Genomic DNA, 18955 nt, shown 5'->3' with positions numbered 1-18955 from the left:
CGGACTGTCGATGGTTATAATGACTGGTCTTGCCATCCTGTCGACATTCAAGATCACGCCCTCGGTGCCATCGTGGCTAGGGTACGTGGTCGTCCTCACTATGGTTACTTTGGCGACATCATATTACGTCAGTTGCCTGTTCCGGCTCTGGCCGCAGGTCGTCTCAGACCGAAGCACTGCTGGCTACCGCATTCAAACTCATAGTCGGCTTGTGCCTGCGGCGGATGGCACGCCACGGATTGCGGCGCTCGACGAACTCCAGTCCATGACTGGCCTGAGCTCCGTCAAGGCCGAGATCAGCACGCTGATACAGCGCCTGAGGGTGGAGGCCGCCCGGCGCGATCAGGGACTGTCGGTGGCGCCAGTCTCCCTCCATATGGTGTTCGCCGGGCCACCCGGTGTCGGCAAGACAGTCGTTGCCCGCCTGTACGGGTCGATTCTGCGCGATCTTGGGGTGCTGGAAAAAGGCCATCTTGTTGAGACCGACCGTGCCGGACTCGTCGCCGGCTATGTCGGACAGACCGCGTTGAAAACCCAGGACACGATTACCCGGGCGCTGGACGGCATCCTGTTTATTGATGAGGCCTACGCGCTTGTCGGACGAGCACCCGGCGAAACCGATTCGTTTGGCGCGGAGGCCATCAACACCTTGCTGAAGGAGATGGAGGACAAGCGCGATCGTTTGGTCGTTATCGTCGCCGGCTATCCTGGTCACATGCAGCAGTTCCTGCTGGCCAATCCCGGCCTGCCATCGCGGTTCACCAAGACGATTCTGTTCGACAGTTACAAGCCTGAGGAACTTGTTGAGATCTTTCATACAACGGCACGCCGCGATGGCCTGCTCCTGGACACTGCGGCCAATCCGCTGCTGCAGGACTTCTTCAAGCTGGCAACTACCGGTTTGGATTTTGGCAACGCGCGCACCGCGCGGACACTTCTGGAACGGACACGCGAAGCCCAGGCAACGCGGATCGCCCCGATGCTCGGCGCGGGTTCGGTTGATCTGAATACGCTAACAGTGGCTGACATCATCGCGGCCAAGGCTGCAATGGCATGAAGCGTTTCATCGGCAAACTGGGGTTCATCCACCGGCGGCTGTGGCAGCAGGACGGCAACTACAGGATTGCCCTGTTGCTTGGTCCCGCTCCATGTCTCGGATTGAGTATTGCCGCTGTAATATGGGGTTCTTTTACGGCCGTAAAGCAATTCACCTACCAGCCGCCGTCCTGGGCAACGGCCCCGCACCGCGCAATGTGGCAGACCGGCACTGACCAGGCAGCCGTCCTTGAGCCCGCAAGGCCTCTTCCAGCGTTCGCCGCGGATGGTTCGCTGGAAGGCATTGAACCCGGCTGGAATGTGGCGATCCGCCCGATTACTGTGAGCCCAACCATGAATGTGGACGTCAAAACCACCTCGGTCGCGACGTTCAATATTACCGGCGCAACCATTGATATGGAGCAGATTCTGGCCGCGCGGTCGAAGGAGCCGCTTTATGTTGCCGTCGGCACCGGATTTTTCATCGTGAAGGACGGTGGGACCTATACCTTGTCTGCTCGCTTCGAACGCGTATTTGCTCCGACTGCAAACTGCATTGTGCGACTGGGTTTTGGCAAGAACCGGATCATCTCAAACGTGACCGTTAACGTCAGCAACGCGGTTTCCAAGGATTATGACGCTGCATCATTTGTGTTGCGTCCTGGCCTATATCCTATCGCTTGGGGTTTCGGATGTTGGCACGGTCTGAAGGTCATCGGACCAGGTCGAATGACGCTCCTGGTCGTACACCCTGGAGGTAAGGCGCTTGAGCCGGCCCGGCCTGACGAACTGGTTCGATAGCGTCGCGCGTAAACCAACACTTGGTCAACGCGCGACCGCGTACGCCGAGCGTCAAGTTTCCATGCCGACACAAGTCATGCCGTTGACTGAATTTGTTAGCATCGCCTTCTTTGAACCCGTCAGCCACCAACCCGAGTCGCCTTGATGGCTGTTTGGGGCTCTATGCCTACGGGGGCGGATGGCCTGGCCGGGATGTCGACGGCGATCTACGTCGTCGCCGGGCTGTGGACCGTCCCGGCAATCCGCTGGAAAACGCTGTGCCGACGATTCGTCGTGTGCGGCCGGATCATCGGCTTCCAAAGACCCGTATCGGACGCGGCTTTCCAGGCCGCTGTATCGGGCACGTCCGGTGTCTCCAGTTCGTAGATCGCGAGATATTTCGCGGTGTCGTCTTGCGCCGAATGCTCGAGTTTGTAGCGCGAGCACGCGGTGCAGCCTGGGACCTGCACGATCAGCGGAACATGCTCCTCGTCATAGATACGGTTGAATTCCGCTTCGTGCTCAGCCGGGATGTCCATTTGCACCAGAAAGATATAGGCCATGTGGTGATTCTCCTTGAGCGCGCCGATCGCCAAGCTGTCCGAAGCCTATATCGCGATGGCATAGGCGGGCCGGCGCGGGTCGGCCCCCGCACCCATCATCCCGGTTTCCGGATCAGTCAGGATCGCCTCCACCGAGCCGGCCAGCCAGGTCCAGTCCGGCCAGTCCTGGATCGTGTGCCCACGTGCCGCCAGTTCATCACGCGTCGCCTGGTCGATGCGCCCCTCCACCGCCAGACGGCCGGGGAAATACTCGAACGGCGCGAAGGACGACGGGAAGTTGTAGGACGCGACGCGCGGCGCCTCGATCGCGCTTTGCACGTCCATGCCGAAATGCATGACGTTCAGCAGCACCTGCAGCATCGCCTGGGTCTGCACATCCCCGCCGGGCGTGCCGAACGGCATCACGCCACCGGCCTCGGTGACCAGCAGCGCCGGGTTCGGCGTCAGCCGCGGCCGCTTGCCCGGCGCCACGCCAGCCGGATGGCGCGGATCGGAGCGGCTCTGCGAGCCTCGGCCGGACGGTGTGATGCCCAGACCCGGCACCACCGGCACGTTGCCGGACCCGTCGGAGGGCGTCGCGCTGAAGGCATTGCCCCAGCGGTCGACAACACAGCAGTACGACGTGTCGGCCTCGACCTTCGGCAGATCGACATCGGTGCTCAGATACGACCGGTTCGGCCGGTCCAGCGGCGCCGGCATTTCTCCAAATGCCCGATCATCCCGCACCGCGGCAGCACGCCGAGCGATGGTGCTGGGGTCGAGCAGATGGTCGATCGGCACGTCGATGAAGCGCGGATCGCCGAAATGATACTCCCGGTCCGCCAGTGCCAGATCGAGGCAGGCGACGATCCGGTGCAGGTAGTCAGCGGAGTTATGCGCCAGTCCATCGATCCCAAGATGCTCGACCAGCGCCAGTGCCTGTTGCAGTGCTGGTCCCTGGCACCACGGGCCACAGGTGATCAGCTCATGCCCACGCCAGCGCCGCCGCACTACCGGCTCGATGGCGGAATTGTAGTCGGCCAGGTCGGCCATCGACAGGTAGCCGCCTTGCTGTTCCTGGAACCGCACGATCGCCCGGGCGATGTCGCCGCGATAGAAGGCATGGTGCGCGGCATCCAGCCCGGCCCGGCGATCCGGCCCGGCAGCGCGGTCCTGGTCGGCCATGAACCGCAAGGTCCGCGCCAGATCAGTCTGCACGAACTTGTCGCCCGCCTTGGGCACGCGCCCATTCGGCAGGAACACGGCGGTATTCGACTCCCAACGGCGGTACTCCGCCTCATGCGATGCGATCGACCTGGCCAGCAGCGGATAGACGGCAAAGCCTTCGGCGGCGAAGCGGATGGCGGAGGCGGCGACATCGGCAAAGCGCATCGTGCCGTGCCGGCGCAGCGCGGTGATCCAGGCATCCGGGGCGGCGGGCACCACGGTGCGCAGCACGCCGTCGGGGATTTTCCCGCCATGCTCGCGCATGAACAGGTCGGCCGGGAGCGACTTCGGCCACCAGCCCAGGCCGGCGATGCTTTCCGTCGTGCCGTCGGCCAGCCGGATCAGGATCGGCGCAACACCGGCAACGTTCACCAGATCGGGCTGCAGCACACCCAGCGCGAGGCCCGCCGCCACGCCGGCATCGATTGCGTTGCCGCCGGCCTCCAGGACTGAGAACCCGGCCGCGGCGGCAAGGTAATGGCCGGCTGAAATAGCGTGCCGCGTGCCTTCGATCGTCGGACGATGGGTCATGCGCCAGCCCTTCCCGTTGGTAACGTCAGGGTGCGGCAAAAAACCGAACAGGTCCAGCGCCGGCGCTGATCCTCAATCGGTAAACGGCTCCGCACAGACGTGCGAAAAGGCTCCGCCAGAACCCGATCGGGCAGCGAGGTCGGATGGACCAAGCCGCCGCATGGACGAACAGGTGATCGGCCAGGAATTGACAGGATTGGGGGCATGTATCACAAGCCGCCGCGGCAAAAAGAAAATCGTCGTATCGAATTGATTTGGATGCTCCGAACCAGGTTGTTACGATAGGATATAGGTGAAGGAAGCTGTCCACATGAGGTTCAAGGCCCTCGCGCTCGCGTTGCTGTGCTCCGCCGCCGCTGGTTCAGTCCAGGCGCAAACGGCACCGACCGAAATCAAGATCGGCGCGCTGTACGCTAGCTCCGGCCCCTATGCCAGCATATCAATGCCGGTGTTTGATGCGTTCAAGGTGTGGATGGACCAGGTCAACGCCCAAGGTGGCGTGGAGGTAAAGGCGTTCGGCAAGAAAATCCCCATCAAGCTGATCGCCTACGACGACCAGAGCAGCACCGCCACCGCCGCCACCCTGTATAACCAGCTTATTACTCAGGACCACGTCGACCTGCTGATCTCCGACTCCGGCTCCGTCTTGACATCTGTCGGGGTGCCGATCGCCAAGGAGCACAAGCAGTTCCTGTTCGACGTATCGGGCACCGGTGCGGCGTTCTTCACCAACGACAATCCGTATATCGCGCTGATGGCGGACCCGGTCTCGACCATCTGGCCGCACTACATCTCCGACTATCTGGGCGATGAAGGTGCCAAGGCCGGCATCAAGACTGTGGCGATCCTGTATTCCACCAATGATTTCACCGGCACCCAGGCTGCCGCCCTCAAGGGCTTCTTTGAAAAGGACGGCAAGGTCAAGGTCGTCTACTACCAGGGCGTGCCGACCTCGACATCGAATTATACCGTGTTGATCAACAATATTGCTTCGCTCAACCCCGATGCGGTGCTGGAACTCGGCTATGTCGGCAACGACATCGCCTTCCTGCGCAACCTGCAGGACAGCGGCAACCAGTTCCGCTTTGTCTTCTCGATCTATGCCGGCACCGAAAAGGACGAGATCGAGAAGAACGTCGGCGTCTCCGGCATGACCAACATCTTCAGCTATGTTCCAGCATCCAACTACGAGTACACGCCGAATTTCGGCATGACGCAGAAGGAATTCCGGGCCGCCTGGGACAAGAAGTATCCGCCCGGCTCGAACGTCGCGTTCGGCGCCAATGCGATCTACGGCTACATGACGGGGCTGGTGGTGGAGCAGACCTTGGCGACGACCAAAAGCCTGGGCCAGATGGATATCCATGACGCGGTATTCGCGCTATCCAACAAGCTGAAGACGCTCGACGGCACATTTATCCTGCGCAAGGATGGCGCACAGGTCGGCGAGGTGACGCCGCTCGGCCAGTTGCAGCCGGCCGGCAAGAATGAACTGAAACTGGTCGCCGTCTATCCGCCGAACCTGGCGAATGGCAAGGCCGTCCTCGGCAAGTGACGCTGCCCACCAGCAGAAACAAGCCATTGCCGCGTGCATGTTGACTGGCGCCATCGTGGCCGGTGTGATTTTCGGCCTGTATTATACCTTGGTCGGGCTCGGCCTGAACCTGGTGTTCGGCGTCATGCGCATCGTCAACCTGGCGCATGGCGACTTCCTCATGCTTGGCGGCATCGCCGCCTGGTGGCTGTTCACCACGTTCGGCCTGCATCCGCTGGTCGCGGCCGCGATCGTCGTGGTCGTCTTCATACTGGTCGGCCTGCCGATCTACTACCTGGTGGTGCCGCGCCTGCTGCGGGCGCGCGACGCCGAGATGCTGTCGCTCATCCTGTTCTTCGGCCTGTCGCAGATGATCGAGGCGGTGACCACCATCGCCCTGGGCACCACCGAGCGATCCTTGCCGCCACGCCTGCTGGGTGTCGGGCCATTCATCATCCTGGGCACGCGGCTGCCGAAAGCCTGGATCTTCAGCGCCGCGGTCAGTGCGGTCGCGGTGCTGCTGGTGTATCTCTATCTGTATCGCACGCGGATCGGCACGCTGACCCGTGCGGTGATGGTCAGCCGCGATGAGGCGCTGGCCACCGGCATCGACGTCAACCTGGTATCCGCCGTGGCCTTCGGCATCAGCATCGCGCTGGCCGGAGCAGCCGGTGTGTTCGCGCCGTTCATCCTGGGCAGCATCACGCCTGGCATGGGGGTCGCAATCAACATCACCGCCTTCGCCGTCATCGTTGTCGGCACCCTGGGCAACCCGCTCGGCACCCTGCTGGGCGGCATCATTTACGGCGTCTCGCTGATGCTGATGCAGACCTATCTGAGTTCCTGGGCCAATCTGTTGCCAAACCTGCTGCTGATCGCCGTGCTGCTGGTGCGGCCCGAGGGAATTCTTGGAAGGCAGGTGCGGCGTGCCTGAGGTCCCCCTGCGCATCCGCCGCGTCGTTCTGGACGCCATCATCGCCGCCGTCGTGGTGGCGGTCATGGGCGTGATGCGCGGCGTCTACTCGAACGAACTGATGCTGTTCAACTTCATCGTCTTCCTGGCCCTGGCGCAAGGACTGAACATCATCTACGGCTTCACCGGCTACCTGCCGTTTGGCTATGTCGGCTTCTATGGCGCCGGAGCCTATGGCTTTTCACTTGTCGTGATGCATCTGCACGTGCCGGCGATGGTCGGCATGCTCGCGGCTGCCGGCGCCGCCCTGATGCTGGCGTTGATCCTGCTGCCGCTGCTGCGGCTGTCCGGGGCCTATTTCGCCATCGCCAGCCTGGCCGCCGCGCAGGCGGTGTATGAGGTGGTTGCCAACCCGGACCTGGAGGACATCACCAAGGGACCCTATGGCGTTTCATTGTCGGATGTGTTCGCACCGGCGTTCTCCTACTACACGGCGCTGGCGATCCTGGCTGGCGCGCTTGTGCTGGTGGTCTGGCTGCGCAACTCGCGCTTCGGCATGTCGCTGCAGGCGATCCGGGATGATCCCGTCAGTGCGGCGATGGCTGGCGTGTCCGTGGTTCGGGGCCGCACCATCGCCTGGCTGCTGTCGGCGCTGGTTGCCGGACTGGTGGGCGGGGTGTTCGCCTGGCATATCTCGGTTTTCTATCCCGACACCGCGTTCGACCTGAGCGTATCGATCTTCTCGACTGTCTTCCTGCTGTTCGGTGGCGCCACCACGTTGTGCGGCCCGCTGCTGGGCGTCTTTATCCTGTACGGCTTCTACAACGTTATCGGCATCGCCGTTCCGCAGTATTTCCAGTTCTCCTACGGCGCGCTGATCGTGCTGCTGGTGCTGTTCCTGCCGAACGGCCTGGTGTCGCTGCTGACCAGCCGAGGCATCCGTGTCCCCTGAACCGCTGCTGACCGTGAACGGCCTGGTGAAGCGCTTCGGCGGCTTCCGCGCGCTGGACGGCGTCAGTTTTCATCTCAACCAGGGCGAGGTGCTGGGACTGGTCGGCCCTAATGGTTCGGGCAAGACCACCTGCATCAACGTGATCTGTGGACTGTATGCAGCGGATGGCGGCGCGATCGCCTATGAAGGCCGATCCATTATTGGCGAGAAGTCGCATCGCCTGGTGAAGCGCGGGATCAACCGCACCTTCCAGTCGCCGAGGCCCTTCCTGTCGCTGACGGTGCGTGAGAACGTCGAGGTCGCGGCGTATTATGGCGACCCCGGGCCGGGGTTCGACATCGACGCCTTGCTGGCGCTGCTGGAACTGGACGGCTATGCCACCCGACCCGCTGCGGAACTGAACAGCGCGCAGCAGAAGACGCTGGATCTGGCCCGCGCCATGGCGACCGAACCAAGGCTGCTGCTGGTCGACGAACTGGCGGCCGGCCTGAACCCGGCGGAACTGTCGCGCATGGCCGAACGGTTGCGGGCGTTGGCGGATGGTGGCATGGCGCTGCTGGTGGTGGAGCACCTGATGGGGTTCATCGACAAGGTCACTGACCGCGTGGTGGTGATGGCTGCCGGCAAGGAATTCTTCGGCGGCACGCTGGCGGATGCAACGCGTGATCCCGAGGTAATCCGCGTGTTCCTGGGGGGCGGGCACCATGGGTAACTCTGGAAGGGTCCGGCATGGAACAGTAGCGCCGTCACCCGTCATGGCGCGCGAAGGCCCACCATCCACGCCTCGCGGCGCTGAGCAAGGGCAAAGGCGGTGCTGACACCCCTGCGGCCACTGGCAGGAAGACGTGGCAGCGCAGGGACTCGCGCGGCGCAAGTCCAGCATGAGTGACCTGCCCTCCGTCATCCGCACGACTGGTATCGAGGCTGGCTACGGACGCGTCCAGGTCCTTTGGGGCGCCGGCCTGGACGTGCGCGCGAGGGAAAGCGTCGTCCTGTTGGGCGCGAACGGCGCCGGCAAGACGACCCTGCTGAAGGTGATCGTCGGCCTGCTGCCGGCTTGGGGCGGCGCCGTATGGCTCGACCCCGACGACGTGACCACATGGCGCACCGATAAGCGCGTCCGCCGCGGCATGGCCTACATGTCGGAAATCGGCGTCTTCCCCGGCCTGTCGATCAACGAGAACCTGCGGGTCGGCGGCCAGTTCATCGAGAAGACCACGCTGAAGCGCCGCATGGAGGAGCTTTACAGCGACTTTCCCGATCTGGCGCACCGCCGCGGCACCCTGGCCGGCAGCCTGTCCGGCGGGCAGCGCAAGATGCTGGGGATCGCCAAGGCGCTGGCGTCCTCGCCGCGGCTGCTGATCATGGACGAACCCTCAGCCGGCCTGTCGCCGCTGTTCGTCGGCCAGGTGATCGAGGTTCTGGGCCGTTTCCGCGAAGCCGGCCTGGCAATGCTGATCGCCGAACAGAACATCGCGTTTCTGGACCTCGCGGATCGGGTGTTCACGATGGATGGGGGGCGGATCAGGTTTGAGGGCAGCGTGGCGGAGCTTGAGGCCGATGACGGGCTGCACCGGACGTATTTCGGGCTGGCTTGAACGGACGCCTGTACTTCAACGCGGATGACCCTGCGGCTTCGGTTCGGCTAGCGACCGTGCCTTCCGCAGCATGCCTGATCGGCGAGGGCAGCGGCCGATAGGGGCGACTTTCATACCGTGAAGTATCGCTGCTAATGACCTAGGAATTTCCGACGCCGCCTTGGCTCCCTTGATCCGCCATGCTGCTGGTGAGTAGGATATTCTACCATCGGGAACGCAATTCGATAGGTCGTCTTGAAGTAGAACGCGACATCGGCCGGTTGCGGACACGGCCCGGCCTTGTGACGCCGCATGCAGGAGCGACGGTATGGACGCCTTACAGGATACCCAGACCAATCATGACGCCACGGCGGCCCTCGACTACGACGCGATCATTATCGGTGCCGGCATGTCGGGCCTGTACCAGCTCTACCGGCTCCGGGCGCTGGGAATGCGGGTCCGGGTGTTCGAGACCGGAACCGGCGTCGGCGGCACCTGGTACTGGAACCGCTATCCCGGTGCGCGCTTCGATTCCGAAAGCTATTCCTATAGCTACTCGTTTTCCAAGGAACTGCTGGAGGAATGGACCTGGAACGAACATTTCGCCCCGCAGCCGGAGACGCTGCGCTACCTCAATCACGTCGCGGACAGGTTCGACCTGCGCCGCGACATCCAGTTTCGCAGCCGGGTTACCGCAGCCCGCTATCAGGATGACACGCGAAGCTGGACCGTGACCTTGGAGGATGCAAGCCAGCACAACGCGCGCTTCCTGATCACCGCCCTTGGGCCGTTGTCGGCGCCGACGATGCCGCGGATCGAAGGGGTGGAGACGTTCCACGGCAGGTCCTTTCACACGGCCCGATGGCCCCATGAGCCCGTCAGTTTCGAGGGCCAGCGCGTTGCGGTCATCGGCACCGGCGCCACCGGCGTGCAGACGATCCAGGAAGTGGTCAAGACGGCCAAACATCTGACCGTGTTCCAGCGCACGCCGAACTGGTGTGCGCCCCTGCACAACGGCAAGATCGACGCGGCCGAGATGGCGAAGATCAAGGCCGGCTATCCGGAGATGTTCCGGCGCTGCCAGGAGACCTTCGCCTGCTTCCTGCACACCCCCGATCCGCGCGGCACCTTCGAGGTGACGCCGGAGCAACGCGAGGCGTTCTTCGAGACGCTGTATGCCTCGCCCGGCTTCGGCATCTGGCAGGGCAACTTTCGGGACATCCTGACCGACCCGAAGGCAAACGACGTCATTAGCGACTTCGTGGCCAGGAAGATCCGTCAGCGGGTGAAGGACCAGGCGGTCGCGGAAAAGCTGATCCCCAGGAACCATGGCTTCGGCACACGACGCGTGCCGCTGGAGACCCGGTATTACGAAGCCTATAACCAGCCCAATGTCCGGCTGGTGGACATCAAGGAAACCCCGATCGAGCGGATCACGCCGGCGGGCGTCAAGACCAGCGAGGCCGAGTACGCGTTCGACATTATCATCTATGCAACGGGTTTCGATGCCATTACCGGCAGTTTCGACCGGATCGACTTCCGCGGCGTGGATGGACTGCGGCTGAAGGACAAGTGGAAGCGTGGGCCGCGGACCTATCTCGGCGTCATGGTCGAGGATTTTCCCAACATGTTCATGCTGATGGGACCGCACACCGCGCTTGGCAATATCCCGCGCAGCATTGAATACAATGTCGATTGGGTGACCGGCGTGCTGCGCCACGCGTGGAACCATGGCCTGACGCACGTGGCGGCCACGCAGGCGGGCGTCGCGTCCTGGACCGATCACGTCAAGGCGCTGGGTGCGGGGCTGCTGTCCAATGAGGTCAACTCCTGGATGACCGGCGTCAACAGCAATGTGGAGGGCAAGCAGACCCGCATCATCGCCCGCTACAGCGGTAGTGCGCCTGCCTATCGTGCGAGATGCAACGAGGTCGCGGCGATGGGGTATCAGGAATTGTCGCTGGCATAGACGGTCACTGATCCAACACCATCCGGGCAGCCTGTCGCAGGGGACACACCATGAGCCAGCAGGAAGCACACGCGGCGGCTCCTCATGTTATTTCGATTTATCATCGACGTTGGCGAGCTTGCTGCATGACTTTGAAGTGCAGACTAGTGAAAGAGCCGCGGACCGCATCAAGGCGGATTTACGTGAGTGTCCAAGGCGAATAGCGTCACACAACCGGCGACCAAGCCGGATGGAGGAAACCATGGCCCCGACAAACGAAGCATTCCTGATGCGCAAGGTCGCATGGCGGCTTCTGCCATTCGTTGGCTTAGGCTACTTCTTCAATGCTCTCGATCGTTCGAACATCGCAATCGCCGCGCTGACCATGAACAAGAGCCTCGGCTTTACCGCGGCGGAATACGGCCTGGGTGCCGGCGCGTTCTTCTGGAGCTACGTGCTGTTCCAGATTCCCAGCAACGTCATGCTGACAAGACTAGGCGCGCGGCGCTGGCTGTCCGCTATCATGCTCGCCTGGGGCATTTGCTCGGGCGCGACCGCTCTGGTTACAGGTGTAACCAGCTTCGTCATCGTGCGCTTCCTGCTGGGCGTGGCGGAGGCAGGATACTTCGCCGGCGTGACCTATTTCATGACCTACTGGTTCCCAGGCCGCTTCCGCGGACGCGCCATGGGCGTTTTCTTCGCATTCTCGGCGGTCGCGGTGTCCCTCGGCTCGCCAATCTCGGGCACCATCGTCGGACTTCATGGCTGGCTGGGCCTGCAAGGCTGGCAATGGATCTTTCTGATCGAGGCGGCGCCGTCCGTGCTGCTCGCGCTGTGCGGACCGCTGATCCTGTCCGACCGGCCATCCAAGGCCGCTTGGCTCACGTCCGATGAGAGTGGCTGGCTGGAGGACGTGCTGGACCGTGAGCAGCACGACAAGGAAGGCCATGTCATTCCGATCATGCAGGCGTTGCGCAGCCGCCGCGTGATCCTGCTGGCGCTGGCCTATCTGGGCAACGGTTTCGGGGTCTATGGCACCGTCTTCTTCGTACCTCTGATCATCAAGGACCTTGGTTTCAGCAACCTGACCACGAGCTGGCTCGCCTCGCTGCCCGCTGGCCTAGGCGTGATCGGCATGATCCTGTTTTCCCGAAGCTCCGACCGAAGCGGTGAGCGGGTGTGGCATGTGATCGTGGCAATGGGATTGGGCGGCCTCGGCTTGCTGCTGACCGGCATGACGATCGGCAGCGCGCCGTTCGAGCTGATCGGCCTTTGCGTGGCCGGGTTCGGCATTGGTGCTGATTTGCCGGTCTTCTGGAACCTGCCGACGGCCTACCTCAGTGCGGCAACGGCGGCTGCCGGCATCGCGGTCATCAACTCGATTGGCAACCTGTCGGGCTATTTGGCGCCGCAACTTGTCGGCGTGCTCCGCGACCGGACGGGAAACTATGGCGCTGCCATGCTGACCTGCGGGGTGCTCATGATCGTGTCCGCTATCCTGGTTCGGCTTGCCGGTGTTCGGGTGCCGGGCGTTCCGCCGTATCCGGTGCGGGTATGAGCGACGGAGCCATGTAGCGAAAAAATTCCGTTTTGGAAATCGGTCTTCTTATCGCCATTTGTAACGATATCAGTTTGTGTCATAGCGCTGATTTACCGTAAACAGACCCGCATCAGCGCGCTGTCGCGGCAATGCCTCCCTGACGGGCGCGATCCGACAAGGTCGCGACCATCGGGTATCAGGAAGTATCGCTGGCATGGACGGCCATTGATATGGAGCCCAAGCCAGCGACCCTGCCGAAAGCCTGCCGTTCCGACTTCAGACTATAACGCGACGCGGAATTAACACTCTGTGATGATCATATTACCAGCAGGAGGAGCGGGTGTCGGTGGCTCCCCGGCCATGATTTTGACCTGCGGTCAGGCTCAACCGGTGGCCTCAAGTCGGGCCACTCGATTGCTCGGCTCTTGGCGTCGATCGAACCGCAAGCGTAGCCATGGATCGCTGCTCGAGTCGTCCACCAACAACCTCCGCGCAAGTCCCATGCTATGGACATGCTGATTTTGATGAAATGTGGGGCAAGTCGGATGACCTAGCAATCTCGGAGACTTGAATCGGGACGACGAGAACGTGGGTTGGAGTGGCGTTATTCCTGTATGAACATATCGCCTCGTATTTCCGGAGAAGCCGTCATGTCGTTCCAACACCCACGTACTACGCTCGCGCGGCTTGCCCTGTCGTTGGCAACCTTCGCCGTTCCCATCGCCGCGCGTGCGCAGTCCGTGGACTTGGTAGCCGCCGGCAGTCTGAACCTGCCACTCTCCGCGGTTGCCGACGCTTTCACCGCGAAGACCGGCATCAAGGTGACGCAGACCTACAGCCCGTCAGGTACGTTGCGGCAAGAGATCGAGGGTGGCCTGCGGCCGGACGTATTTGCCAGCGCCGATACCGCCGGCCCGCGGGCGCTGGAACAGGAGGGATTGGCCGGACCAGTGCAGACCTTCGCGAACAACCAGATCGTTGCGGTCTTCCGCTCCGGCTTCGGCCAGACGGTGAACCCGTCCAGCCTGCTTGGCGTGCTGCTGGATGCCTCCACAAGGGTCGGTACCTCCACCCCGGTTGCTGATCCGCTTGGTGACTACACGCAGCTAATCTTCCAAAAGGCTGACGCGGTCGTGCCTGGGGCCGCGGCCACGCTGGACGCCAAGCGCGATGAACTGGTGGCGAACCCAAGCGCCCCCCCGGTCCCTGCCGGAGCCAACAGCCTGGTTTATTTCGTCGACACAACAAAGACCGTCGACGCTTTCATTTCTTATGTAACGAGTGCGGTCCAGGCCCGTGCCCTCGATCCCACACTGCGGATCGTCTATCTGCCGCGAGAGCTGACGGTGCAGGCGCCATTCGGGTTGACGGTGTTGAACGGCGCGTCGCCTGATGGCCAGCAATTCGCCCAGTATATCCTATCCCCGCGCGGACAGCAGATCCTGGCGAGCTACGGCTTTATACCCGCGTGCCGCTTGTGGGATCGGAACCTGTTCCGTAACTTTTGCTAAGGTCTCGCAGCGAGGATTACGACAACTCATGCAGGATCAGCGGCCAATCATTCCTGCCGTCGCGCGAGCGTCGAAAGAACACGCTCGCCGACATGGTGTCCAGCTTCATCGCGAACTCAGCCGGTCCGTATAAGCGGCTGCCGAGCGGCCAGGTCTAGCCGCTCGGCAGCAGCAGGCTGTCGCCCTCGTACCGCTTGTTCGCGATCGGAAACAGGCCATAGCCGAACCGCACCGCCTGCGGGTCCGGTGTTGCCTGCAGCCGCAGCACGATCGGCGCCACTGCCATCAGGCCGCGGTTCTTCCGGCCGTGTGCCTGCATCGCATGCTTCACCGCCTCGATCAGCGCCTCGTCATAGCCAGCCAACGCACAGCCGGGCGACAATACCAGCAGGCCGGGATTGCGCAGATTGATGCGCGCCTGGCTGCCGGCGATCCGGTCAGCCACTGCGGCGCGCAGGCCGGCAGGGTCCCAGGATTGGCCGAACGGAACCTCGAACCGGTCGAACGGCTCGACCTGAACGGCGACGGTTTCGGTTGGGCCGGTCGCCAGGTTGAAGCTGTCAATGCGGGCCAGGTCGCCAGTGGGATGCGGAAAGCTGATCCGGTTGCCCTGCATCGTGAGGCAATGCGCGCTGGCGAACGGCGCCAGGCCGTGCAACGAGAAGCCGCGCATCGCGACGCCCGCCACCATCGCGGCGAACAGCGGATGGTGCGACCAGGTGGCGACGAAATGCAGGAACCCGGTCAGATGGACCGCGGCGACAGGCGTCGCGATATCGTCGAGGCAGCGCCATCCCGGCTGCCGCATCCTCGCCCGCAGATGCCGGATCGCCCAGGCCAGCGCATGCTCGCCCAGGCCATGGTACGGATCGACGGGGTTAGCATCCCCGACCGCCAGCGGCTGATCACTCAGGCGGTCATGCGTCGCGATCGCCTGCTCCAGCAACGCCGGCCCGATCCGATACACGTTGTCCGGCGGCGTGGCTGGCTGATACAGCGCGGCGATGCGATCCATTTCGGACCGCCCGATGACAAACACATGCGCCGGCAGGGTCGTCGCGACCGGCCGAGGCTCCGCCACTGGTTCAGCGATAATGACCGCGAACGGCGGCGCGGCATCGTTCGGCAGCCCCGGCGTGGTCGTCACTTGTCCGCAGCGGCCGCAGCGCAGACTGATCGACCGGAACCGGGCAGGGTCATAGCCCGCGATCAGCGGGCTGCCGCAATCGCAAGCAAGCGTGTCCGAACCCGGCCCGACAAACACCGGTCCCTCGCTCTGCTGGACGAAATGCACATTGTCATCCTGGTGCAACATCGTCATGCGACGGATCAGCCTACAGCCAGGACAACAGGTTGCCGAACCAGCCGGCTTTCCTCTGCTGGATGATCGGCGTATCGCCGACATCCGGACCCTCGCCCAGCGCCGCGTTCTGCCGTAGCCGCTGCGATTCCTTCTGTGCATCGACCGTGGCGTGCTGCGAGTCGGGCTTGCGCCAATACAACAGCTTGTCGACGAAGCTGTCGTCGTTTCCGGCGTAACGAGCATCCTGATCAACCCGGGTGCGGATATCGGCGGGCGCGGCGGGACCAGCCTGCTCCATCAGCGCCGTCTGGCCGGGACTGGCAGCACTTTGCGGAGCGCCAAGCGCGAGCTGCGGCACCAGCGCTTCCTCGGCCTGCTGACGCTCAGACTGCTCCTGCGGGCGAGGTGCGCCGGGCTGCGGTGGACGCAGATTATATTCCGGCGGCATCGATAAAGGCGCGCGCGTCGTGACGGTGTACTCGTCCGGCGCGTCGCGCGTCAGTCCGAAGGTGCGGGTCAGACCATCGCTGTCGCAGGCGGACAGCAGAAGCAGGCCGCCGGTCAGCAGGAACAGGCGAAGTGCGCGCGGTCGCAACGGTTCGGTTTGCATGGTGGCCTCCTTAATCACGGACCCGTTCACGCTGCAAGCGCCGGCATTTCAGGACGGTGGCGCCGCTGCCGCCGGAACCGGCTGCCGCCGTGATGGAATGGCGATCAGCCTGCCGAACAGGTCTCCCAGCCGGCCGCCCGTGATCAGGAGTACCGCGTAGCCGGACGCGTAGCACGATATGACCAGTTGCAGTTCAGCCGGGGTTGCACCCAGACTTTCATGAATCAACGAAAGCACCACATTGACGATGAAGAAGTCCACCGGCGGCAGGAAGCCACCCGCGAGAAGCACCAGCAACGCCACCCAACGGAGCGCGCTTTTTTGTCGAGCCGGCACGTATTCTCCACAAACTGATCAGCCAGTGCCGAATCGTTCTGGTATAGGCACTGAACCGCTTCACCAGACCATGCCCTTGGGAATGTCCGCCGTTGCCACAAGCCGGACCTAGCACGTAATCTGCATGGCGCCACCCCGCACCCATCTCGACCCGGAAGGCTATTATGCCTGTCTCGGGCTGGAGCCGGCGGCAAGCCGCAATGCGATCATCACCGCATTCCGGCGCAAGGCGCGGGTCTTGCACCCGGACGTGCCGAGGACCGGCGACACCAGTGCATTTGTCGCCCTCAGGCGAGCCTACGACGTCTTGTCGAACCGGGAACGTCGGGAAACCTACGACCGCACGGCCCGCGAAGCCGAGGCAAAAGCCTCCGCCCTACACTCGGCCAAAGCACCAGGCATGGGGACTGCCGAACGCGAATGGTCCGACATCGAGCCAAAAGTCCAACGCTCCTCCTACGAGACCACCACGAAGCTTGTCCGGCGTCCCCGGTTGTCCGACCTTCCGATGCCGGTCTGGCTTGGCCTGGGGGCTTTTCTGTGCCTGTGCCTGCTTGAGGCGGTGTTGCATCTGCGCTCGCCGCCGCCCGTGGCCAACGATGGGATCAGGCCGAACGCAGCGCCTGTCGCGCCGCTTTCGCCCAGTGCGCAACGAGCGGTGCTGTATGGCCCGGCGCCGGTCCGGCTGGCCGGCGTGCCGAATTTCTATGTCGTTCCGGCAGCCGGCGCGACGGTGCTGTGGCGGCAGGAAACCGAGCGCAGCGGACTTATCCCGGTCGGCCAGTTGCCGCCGTTCAGCAGCGTCCAGGCGCTGCGGCTGTTTCGCCAGAACGGTCTCGTGGAAGTTCGTTTGAACGAAACCACCAATGGTTTCATTGAGGCCAAACACCTCATGCCGGGCGACGCCGCCACCGCTCGGCGCGCCTATTGCGGCTACAATGCTGGCCCCGCCCCATCCGACGGCGAATTGCTTGAGCGGCGAGACAGCGGAACTGGAACCATCCAGCTTGAAAACCGGGCGATCGAGCCGGCGGTGGTCAAGTTGCGGGATACGTCCGGCGCGGTTGCCCTGTCGGTGTTTCTCGCGCCCGGCGGTCACGTGGTGCTGGCAGGCGTGCCAAATGGCACCTTCCGTCCCGACTTCGCGGTCGGCGAGTTGTGGAGTCGAGCCTGCAATTCCTTCGCGGCCGGGATGCGAGCGCGTCGGATGGCGGATAGCCTGATCATCACGCCTCAGTCACGCCTGGTGGTTCCACCTGACGACGAACTTGCGGCAGTCGACATTCCCGACCAGGCGTTTGAGCGCAACTGATCGGCAACCCACCCGGCTATTCAGGCGACGATGCTGTCGGCCGTCCCGGTCTGGTTGCGGCGGGCCTGCCACAGCGCCACGAAGTCGATCGGCTGCAGCAGAACCGGCGGGAAACCACCCTCCCGCGTTACATCCGACAAGATATTGCGCGCGAACGGGAACAGGATCCGCGGACATTCCACCAGAAGCACGGGTTCGACCGCATTGTCCGGCAGGCCATTCAGGGTGAACACACCGGCATAAGTCAGTTCGGCGACGAAGACGGTGGCACCCGGCGAGGCGGCCTGTCCATTCGCCTGAGCCGAACTGTCATGCGCCTCGGCGCGAATCATGATGGCGACCTCGTAAACGCTCTGGCCTTCCTGCACCCGGCGCGCCTGCACGTCTAGGTTGATGCTGACCTGAGGCTGCGAGCGAAGCTGTGTATAGATGCCCGGTGCGCCCGGCACCTCGAATGACAGATCCTTCACATATTGGATGTTTACCACAAGCGGCTGCGTTTGCTGGCCGATGCCCTGCGGCGCTGGACTGGTCTCGGACATGGGAGTCTCCGTTCAAGATGCCGCGCGTCATACGCGAGACGCACGCGGCGCCGGGTAACACGCCTGATGCGTGATTTCTATACAAGCTTGACTCAGGCCCGCCAGACCAACCCTTGCGGCGCCGGCGTGGTAGGATCGTAGCGCAGCCATTGACCGTTCGCCACGCTCTGGCCGGTCATCGACAGGATGAACCCCCAATGGCTGATCACCAGCGTCGCACGCCAGCCATCCAGGGCAGCAATGCTGGAGCGGAAACGGGCCGCACGGTCGATGACCAAGGCTTCCGGTTCCTCCTCGCGTGGCCACCAGACGTCGTCGATCAGGGAAAAATCGTGGTGCGGCCAGTTCCGCTGCAGATCAGCGCATGGCGAGCCGATGTCGCAGGCGAAGGCGAAACGCTCCCGCACGATCGGATCAATGGTCACTGGCACCCCAAGGGCGCGGGCGACCGGCGCGGCGGTCTGCAAGGCGCGCGTGTAGGGCGAGACGATGATGCGCTCAATTCCTTCGTCGGCCAGCGCGCCGGCGGCGTCCCGGGCCTGGGCGTGGCCAAGTTCCGTCAGACACGGGTCGACAAGGCCGGGATCGCGGCGCGTCTCGCCGAAAAGCAGGTTGAACTCACTCTGTCCATGCCGCAGCAAAATCATCGACGGGCCATAACAGGTGGCTTGCCCAAGAGACAAGTAGGCGAACAATGACAGCAATTATACCGGTTATTGGGCGATCGATCGGGGATTTGTTTGTCAGGACCCGTGCGCGACC

At 63.3% G+C, this 18955-nt stretch carries 18 protein-coding genes; 11 read left to right on the top strand and 7 right to left on the bottom strand.

The features are described 5' to 3' along the window. Positions 1–265: 265 nt before the first annotated feature. The gene (locus ACQY4S_RS04200; protein ID WP_428483938.1) at positions 266–1057 is read left to right on the top strand and encodes an AAA family ATPase; all 792 of its coding nucleotides are present in this window, start codon (positions 266–268) and stop codon (positions 1055–1057) included. Then, complete coding sequence (locus ACQY4S_RS04195) at positions 1054–1836, top strand: hypothetical protein (RefSeq protein ID WP_428483937.1); 783 nt, start codon at positions 1054–1056, stop codon at positions 1834–1836. The genes ACQY4S_RS04200 and ACQY4S_RS04195 overlap by 4 nt, the downstream gene beginning before the upstream one ends. 206 nt (positions 1837–2042) lie before the next feature. Here ACQY4S_RS04195 and ACQY4S_RS04190 read toward each other — a convergent pair whose 3' ends face one another. Continuing rightward, complete coding sequence (locus tag ACQY4S_RS04190) at positions 2043–2411, bottom strand: DUF4286 family protein (protein WP_428483936.1); 369 nt, start codon at positions 2409–2411, stop codon at positions 2043–2045. Between the two features lie 12 nt (positions 2412–2423). Then, positions 2424–4115, bottom strand: a complete 1692-nt coding sequence (locus tag ACQY4S_RS04185; protein WP_428483935.1) for a gamma-glutamyltransferase family protein — start codon at positions 4113–4115, stop codon at positions 2424–2426. Positions 4116–4425: 310 nt separating this feature from the next. On the opposite strand from ACQY4S_RS04185, the gene ACQY4S_RS04180 reads away from it, so the two are divergent. The 8 genes from ACQY4S_RS04180 (at position 4426) to ACQY4S_RS04145 (ending at position 14090) form a co-directional block, all read left to right on the top strand. Next, positions 4426–5670, top strand: coding sequence for an ABC transporter substrate-binding protein (locus ACQY4S_RS04180; protein ID WP_428483934.1), 1245 nt, complete (start codon positions 4426–4428; stop codon positions 5668–5670). 37 nt (positions 5671–5707) lie between these two features. Next, entirely contained in the window at positions 5708–6583 is an 876-nt protein-coding gene (locus tag ACQY4S_RS04175; RefSeq protein ID WP_428483933.1) for a branched-chain amino acid ABC transporter permease, read from the top strand. Next, positions 6576–7514 carry a branched-chain amino acid ABC transporter permease gene (locus tag ACQY4S_RS04170; RefSeq protein ID WP_428483932.1) on the top strand — a complete coding sequence of 313 codons (939 nt, stop codon included), beginning with the start codon at positions 6576–6578 and terminating at the stop codon, positions 7512–7514. Before ACQY4S_RS04175 ends, ACQY4S_RS04170 begins: the two co-directional genes overlap by 8 nt. Then, complete coding sequence (locus tag ACQY4S_RS04165) at positions 7504–8226, top strand: ABC transporter ATP-binding protein (protein ID WP_428483931.1); 723 nt, start codon at positions 7504–7506, stop codon at positions 8224–8226. Before ACQY4S_RS04170 ends, ACQY4S_RS04165 begins: the two co-directional genes overlap by 11 nt. 169 nt (positions 8227–8395) lie before the next feature. Continuing rightward, positions 8396–9112: an ABC transporter ATP-binding protein gene (locus tag ACQY4S_RS04160; RefSeq protein ID WP_428483930.1), complete on the top strand. Its 717-nt coding sequence runs from the start codon at positions 8396–8398 to the stop codon at positions 9110–9112. Positions 9113–9419: 307 nt separating this feature from the next. After that, complete coding sequence (locus ACQY4S_RS04155) at positions 9420–11060, top strand: flavin-containing monooxygenase (RefSeq protein ID WP_428483929.1); 1641 nt, start codon at positions 9420–9422, stop codon at positions 11058–11060. A gap of 241 nt (positions 11061–11301) precedes the next feature. Continuing rightward, entirely contained in the window at positions 11302–12597 is a 1296-nt protein-coding gene (locus tag ACQY4S_RS04150) for an MFS transporter (protein ID WP_428483928.1), read from the top strand. A gap of 632 nt (positions 12598–13229) precedes the next feature. Then, on the top strand, positions 13230–14090 hold the full coding sequence (locus ACQY4S_RS04145; RefSeq protein ID WP_428483927.1) for an extracellular solute-binding protein: 861 nt from the start codon (positions 13230–13232) through the stop codon (positions 14088–14090). A 154-nt stretch (positions 14091–14244) separates the two neighbouring features. Here ACQY4S_RS04145 and ACQY4S_RS04140 read toward each other — a convergent pair whose 3' ends face one another. From ACQY4S_RS04140 to ACQY4S_RS04130, 3 genes are read right to left on the bottom strand one after another with little or no spacing between them, the layout of a single operon-like run. Next, positions 14245–15411 carry a hypothetical protein gene (locus ACQY4S_RS04140; RefSeq protein WP_428483926.1) on the bottom strand — a complete coding sequence of 389 codons (1167 nt, stop codon included), beginning with the start codon at positions 15409–15411 and terminating at the stop codon, positions 14245–14247. 13 nt (positions 15412–15424) lie between these two features. Next, complete coding sequence (locus ACQY4S_RS04135; RefSeq protein ID WP_428483925.1) at positions 15425–16003, bottom strand: DUF3035 domain-containing protein; 579 nt, start codon at positions 16001–16003, stop codon at positions 15425–15427. A 48-nt stretch (positions 16004–16051) separates the two neighbouring features. After that, positions 16052–16339: an MFS transporter gene (locus tag ACQY4S_RS04130; protein ID WP_428483924.1), complete on the bottom strand. Its 288-nt coding sequence runs from the start codon at positions 16337–16339 to the stop codon at positions 16052–16054. Positions 16340–16463: 124 nt separating this feature from the next. On the opposite strand from ACQY4S_RS04130, the gene ACQY4S_RS04125 reads away from it, so the two are divergent. Continuing rightward, a complete protein-coding gene (locus tag ACQY4S_RS04125; RefSeq protein WP_428483923.1) occupies positions 16464–17651 on the top strand; it encodes a J domain-containing protein in 1188 nt (395 codons plus the stop codon). A 20-nt stretch (positions 17652–17671) separates the two neighbouring features. Here the strand turns inward: ACQY4S_RS04125 and secB are convergent, their stop codons facing one another. Continuing rightward, positions 17672–18193 carry a protein-export chaperone SecB gene (gene secB, locus ACQY4S_RS04120; protein WP_428483922.1) on the bottom strand — a complete coding sequence of 174 codons (522 nt, stop codon included), beginning with the start codon at positions 18191–18193 and terminating at the stop codon, positions 17672–17674. A 92-nt stretch (positions 18194–18285) separates the two neighbouring features. Further along, positions 18286–18840: a histidine phosphatase family protein gene (locus ACQY4S_RS04115; protein WP_428483921.1), complete on the bottom strand. Its 555-nt coding sequence runs from the start codon at positions 18838–18840 to the stop codon at positions 18286–18288. Between the last annotated feature and the right edge of the window lie 115 nt (positions 18841–18955).

The organism is Rhodopila sp. (assembly GCF_965276935.1).
GTDB lineage: Bacteria > Pseudomonadota > Alphaproteobacteria > Acetobacterales > Acetobacteraceae > Rhodopila.
This window is presented reverse-complemented; position numbering and strand designations above follow the sequence as displayed.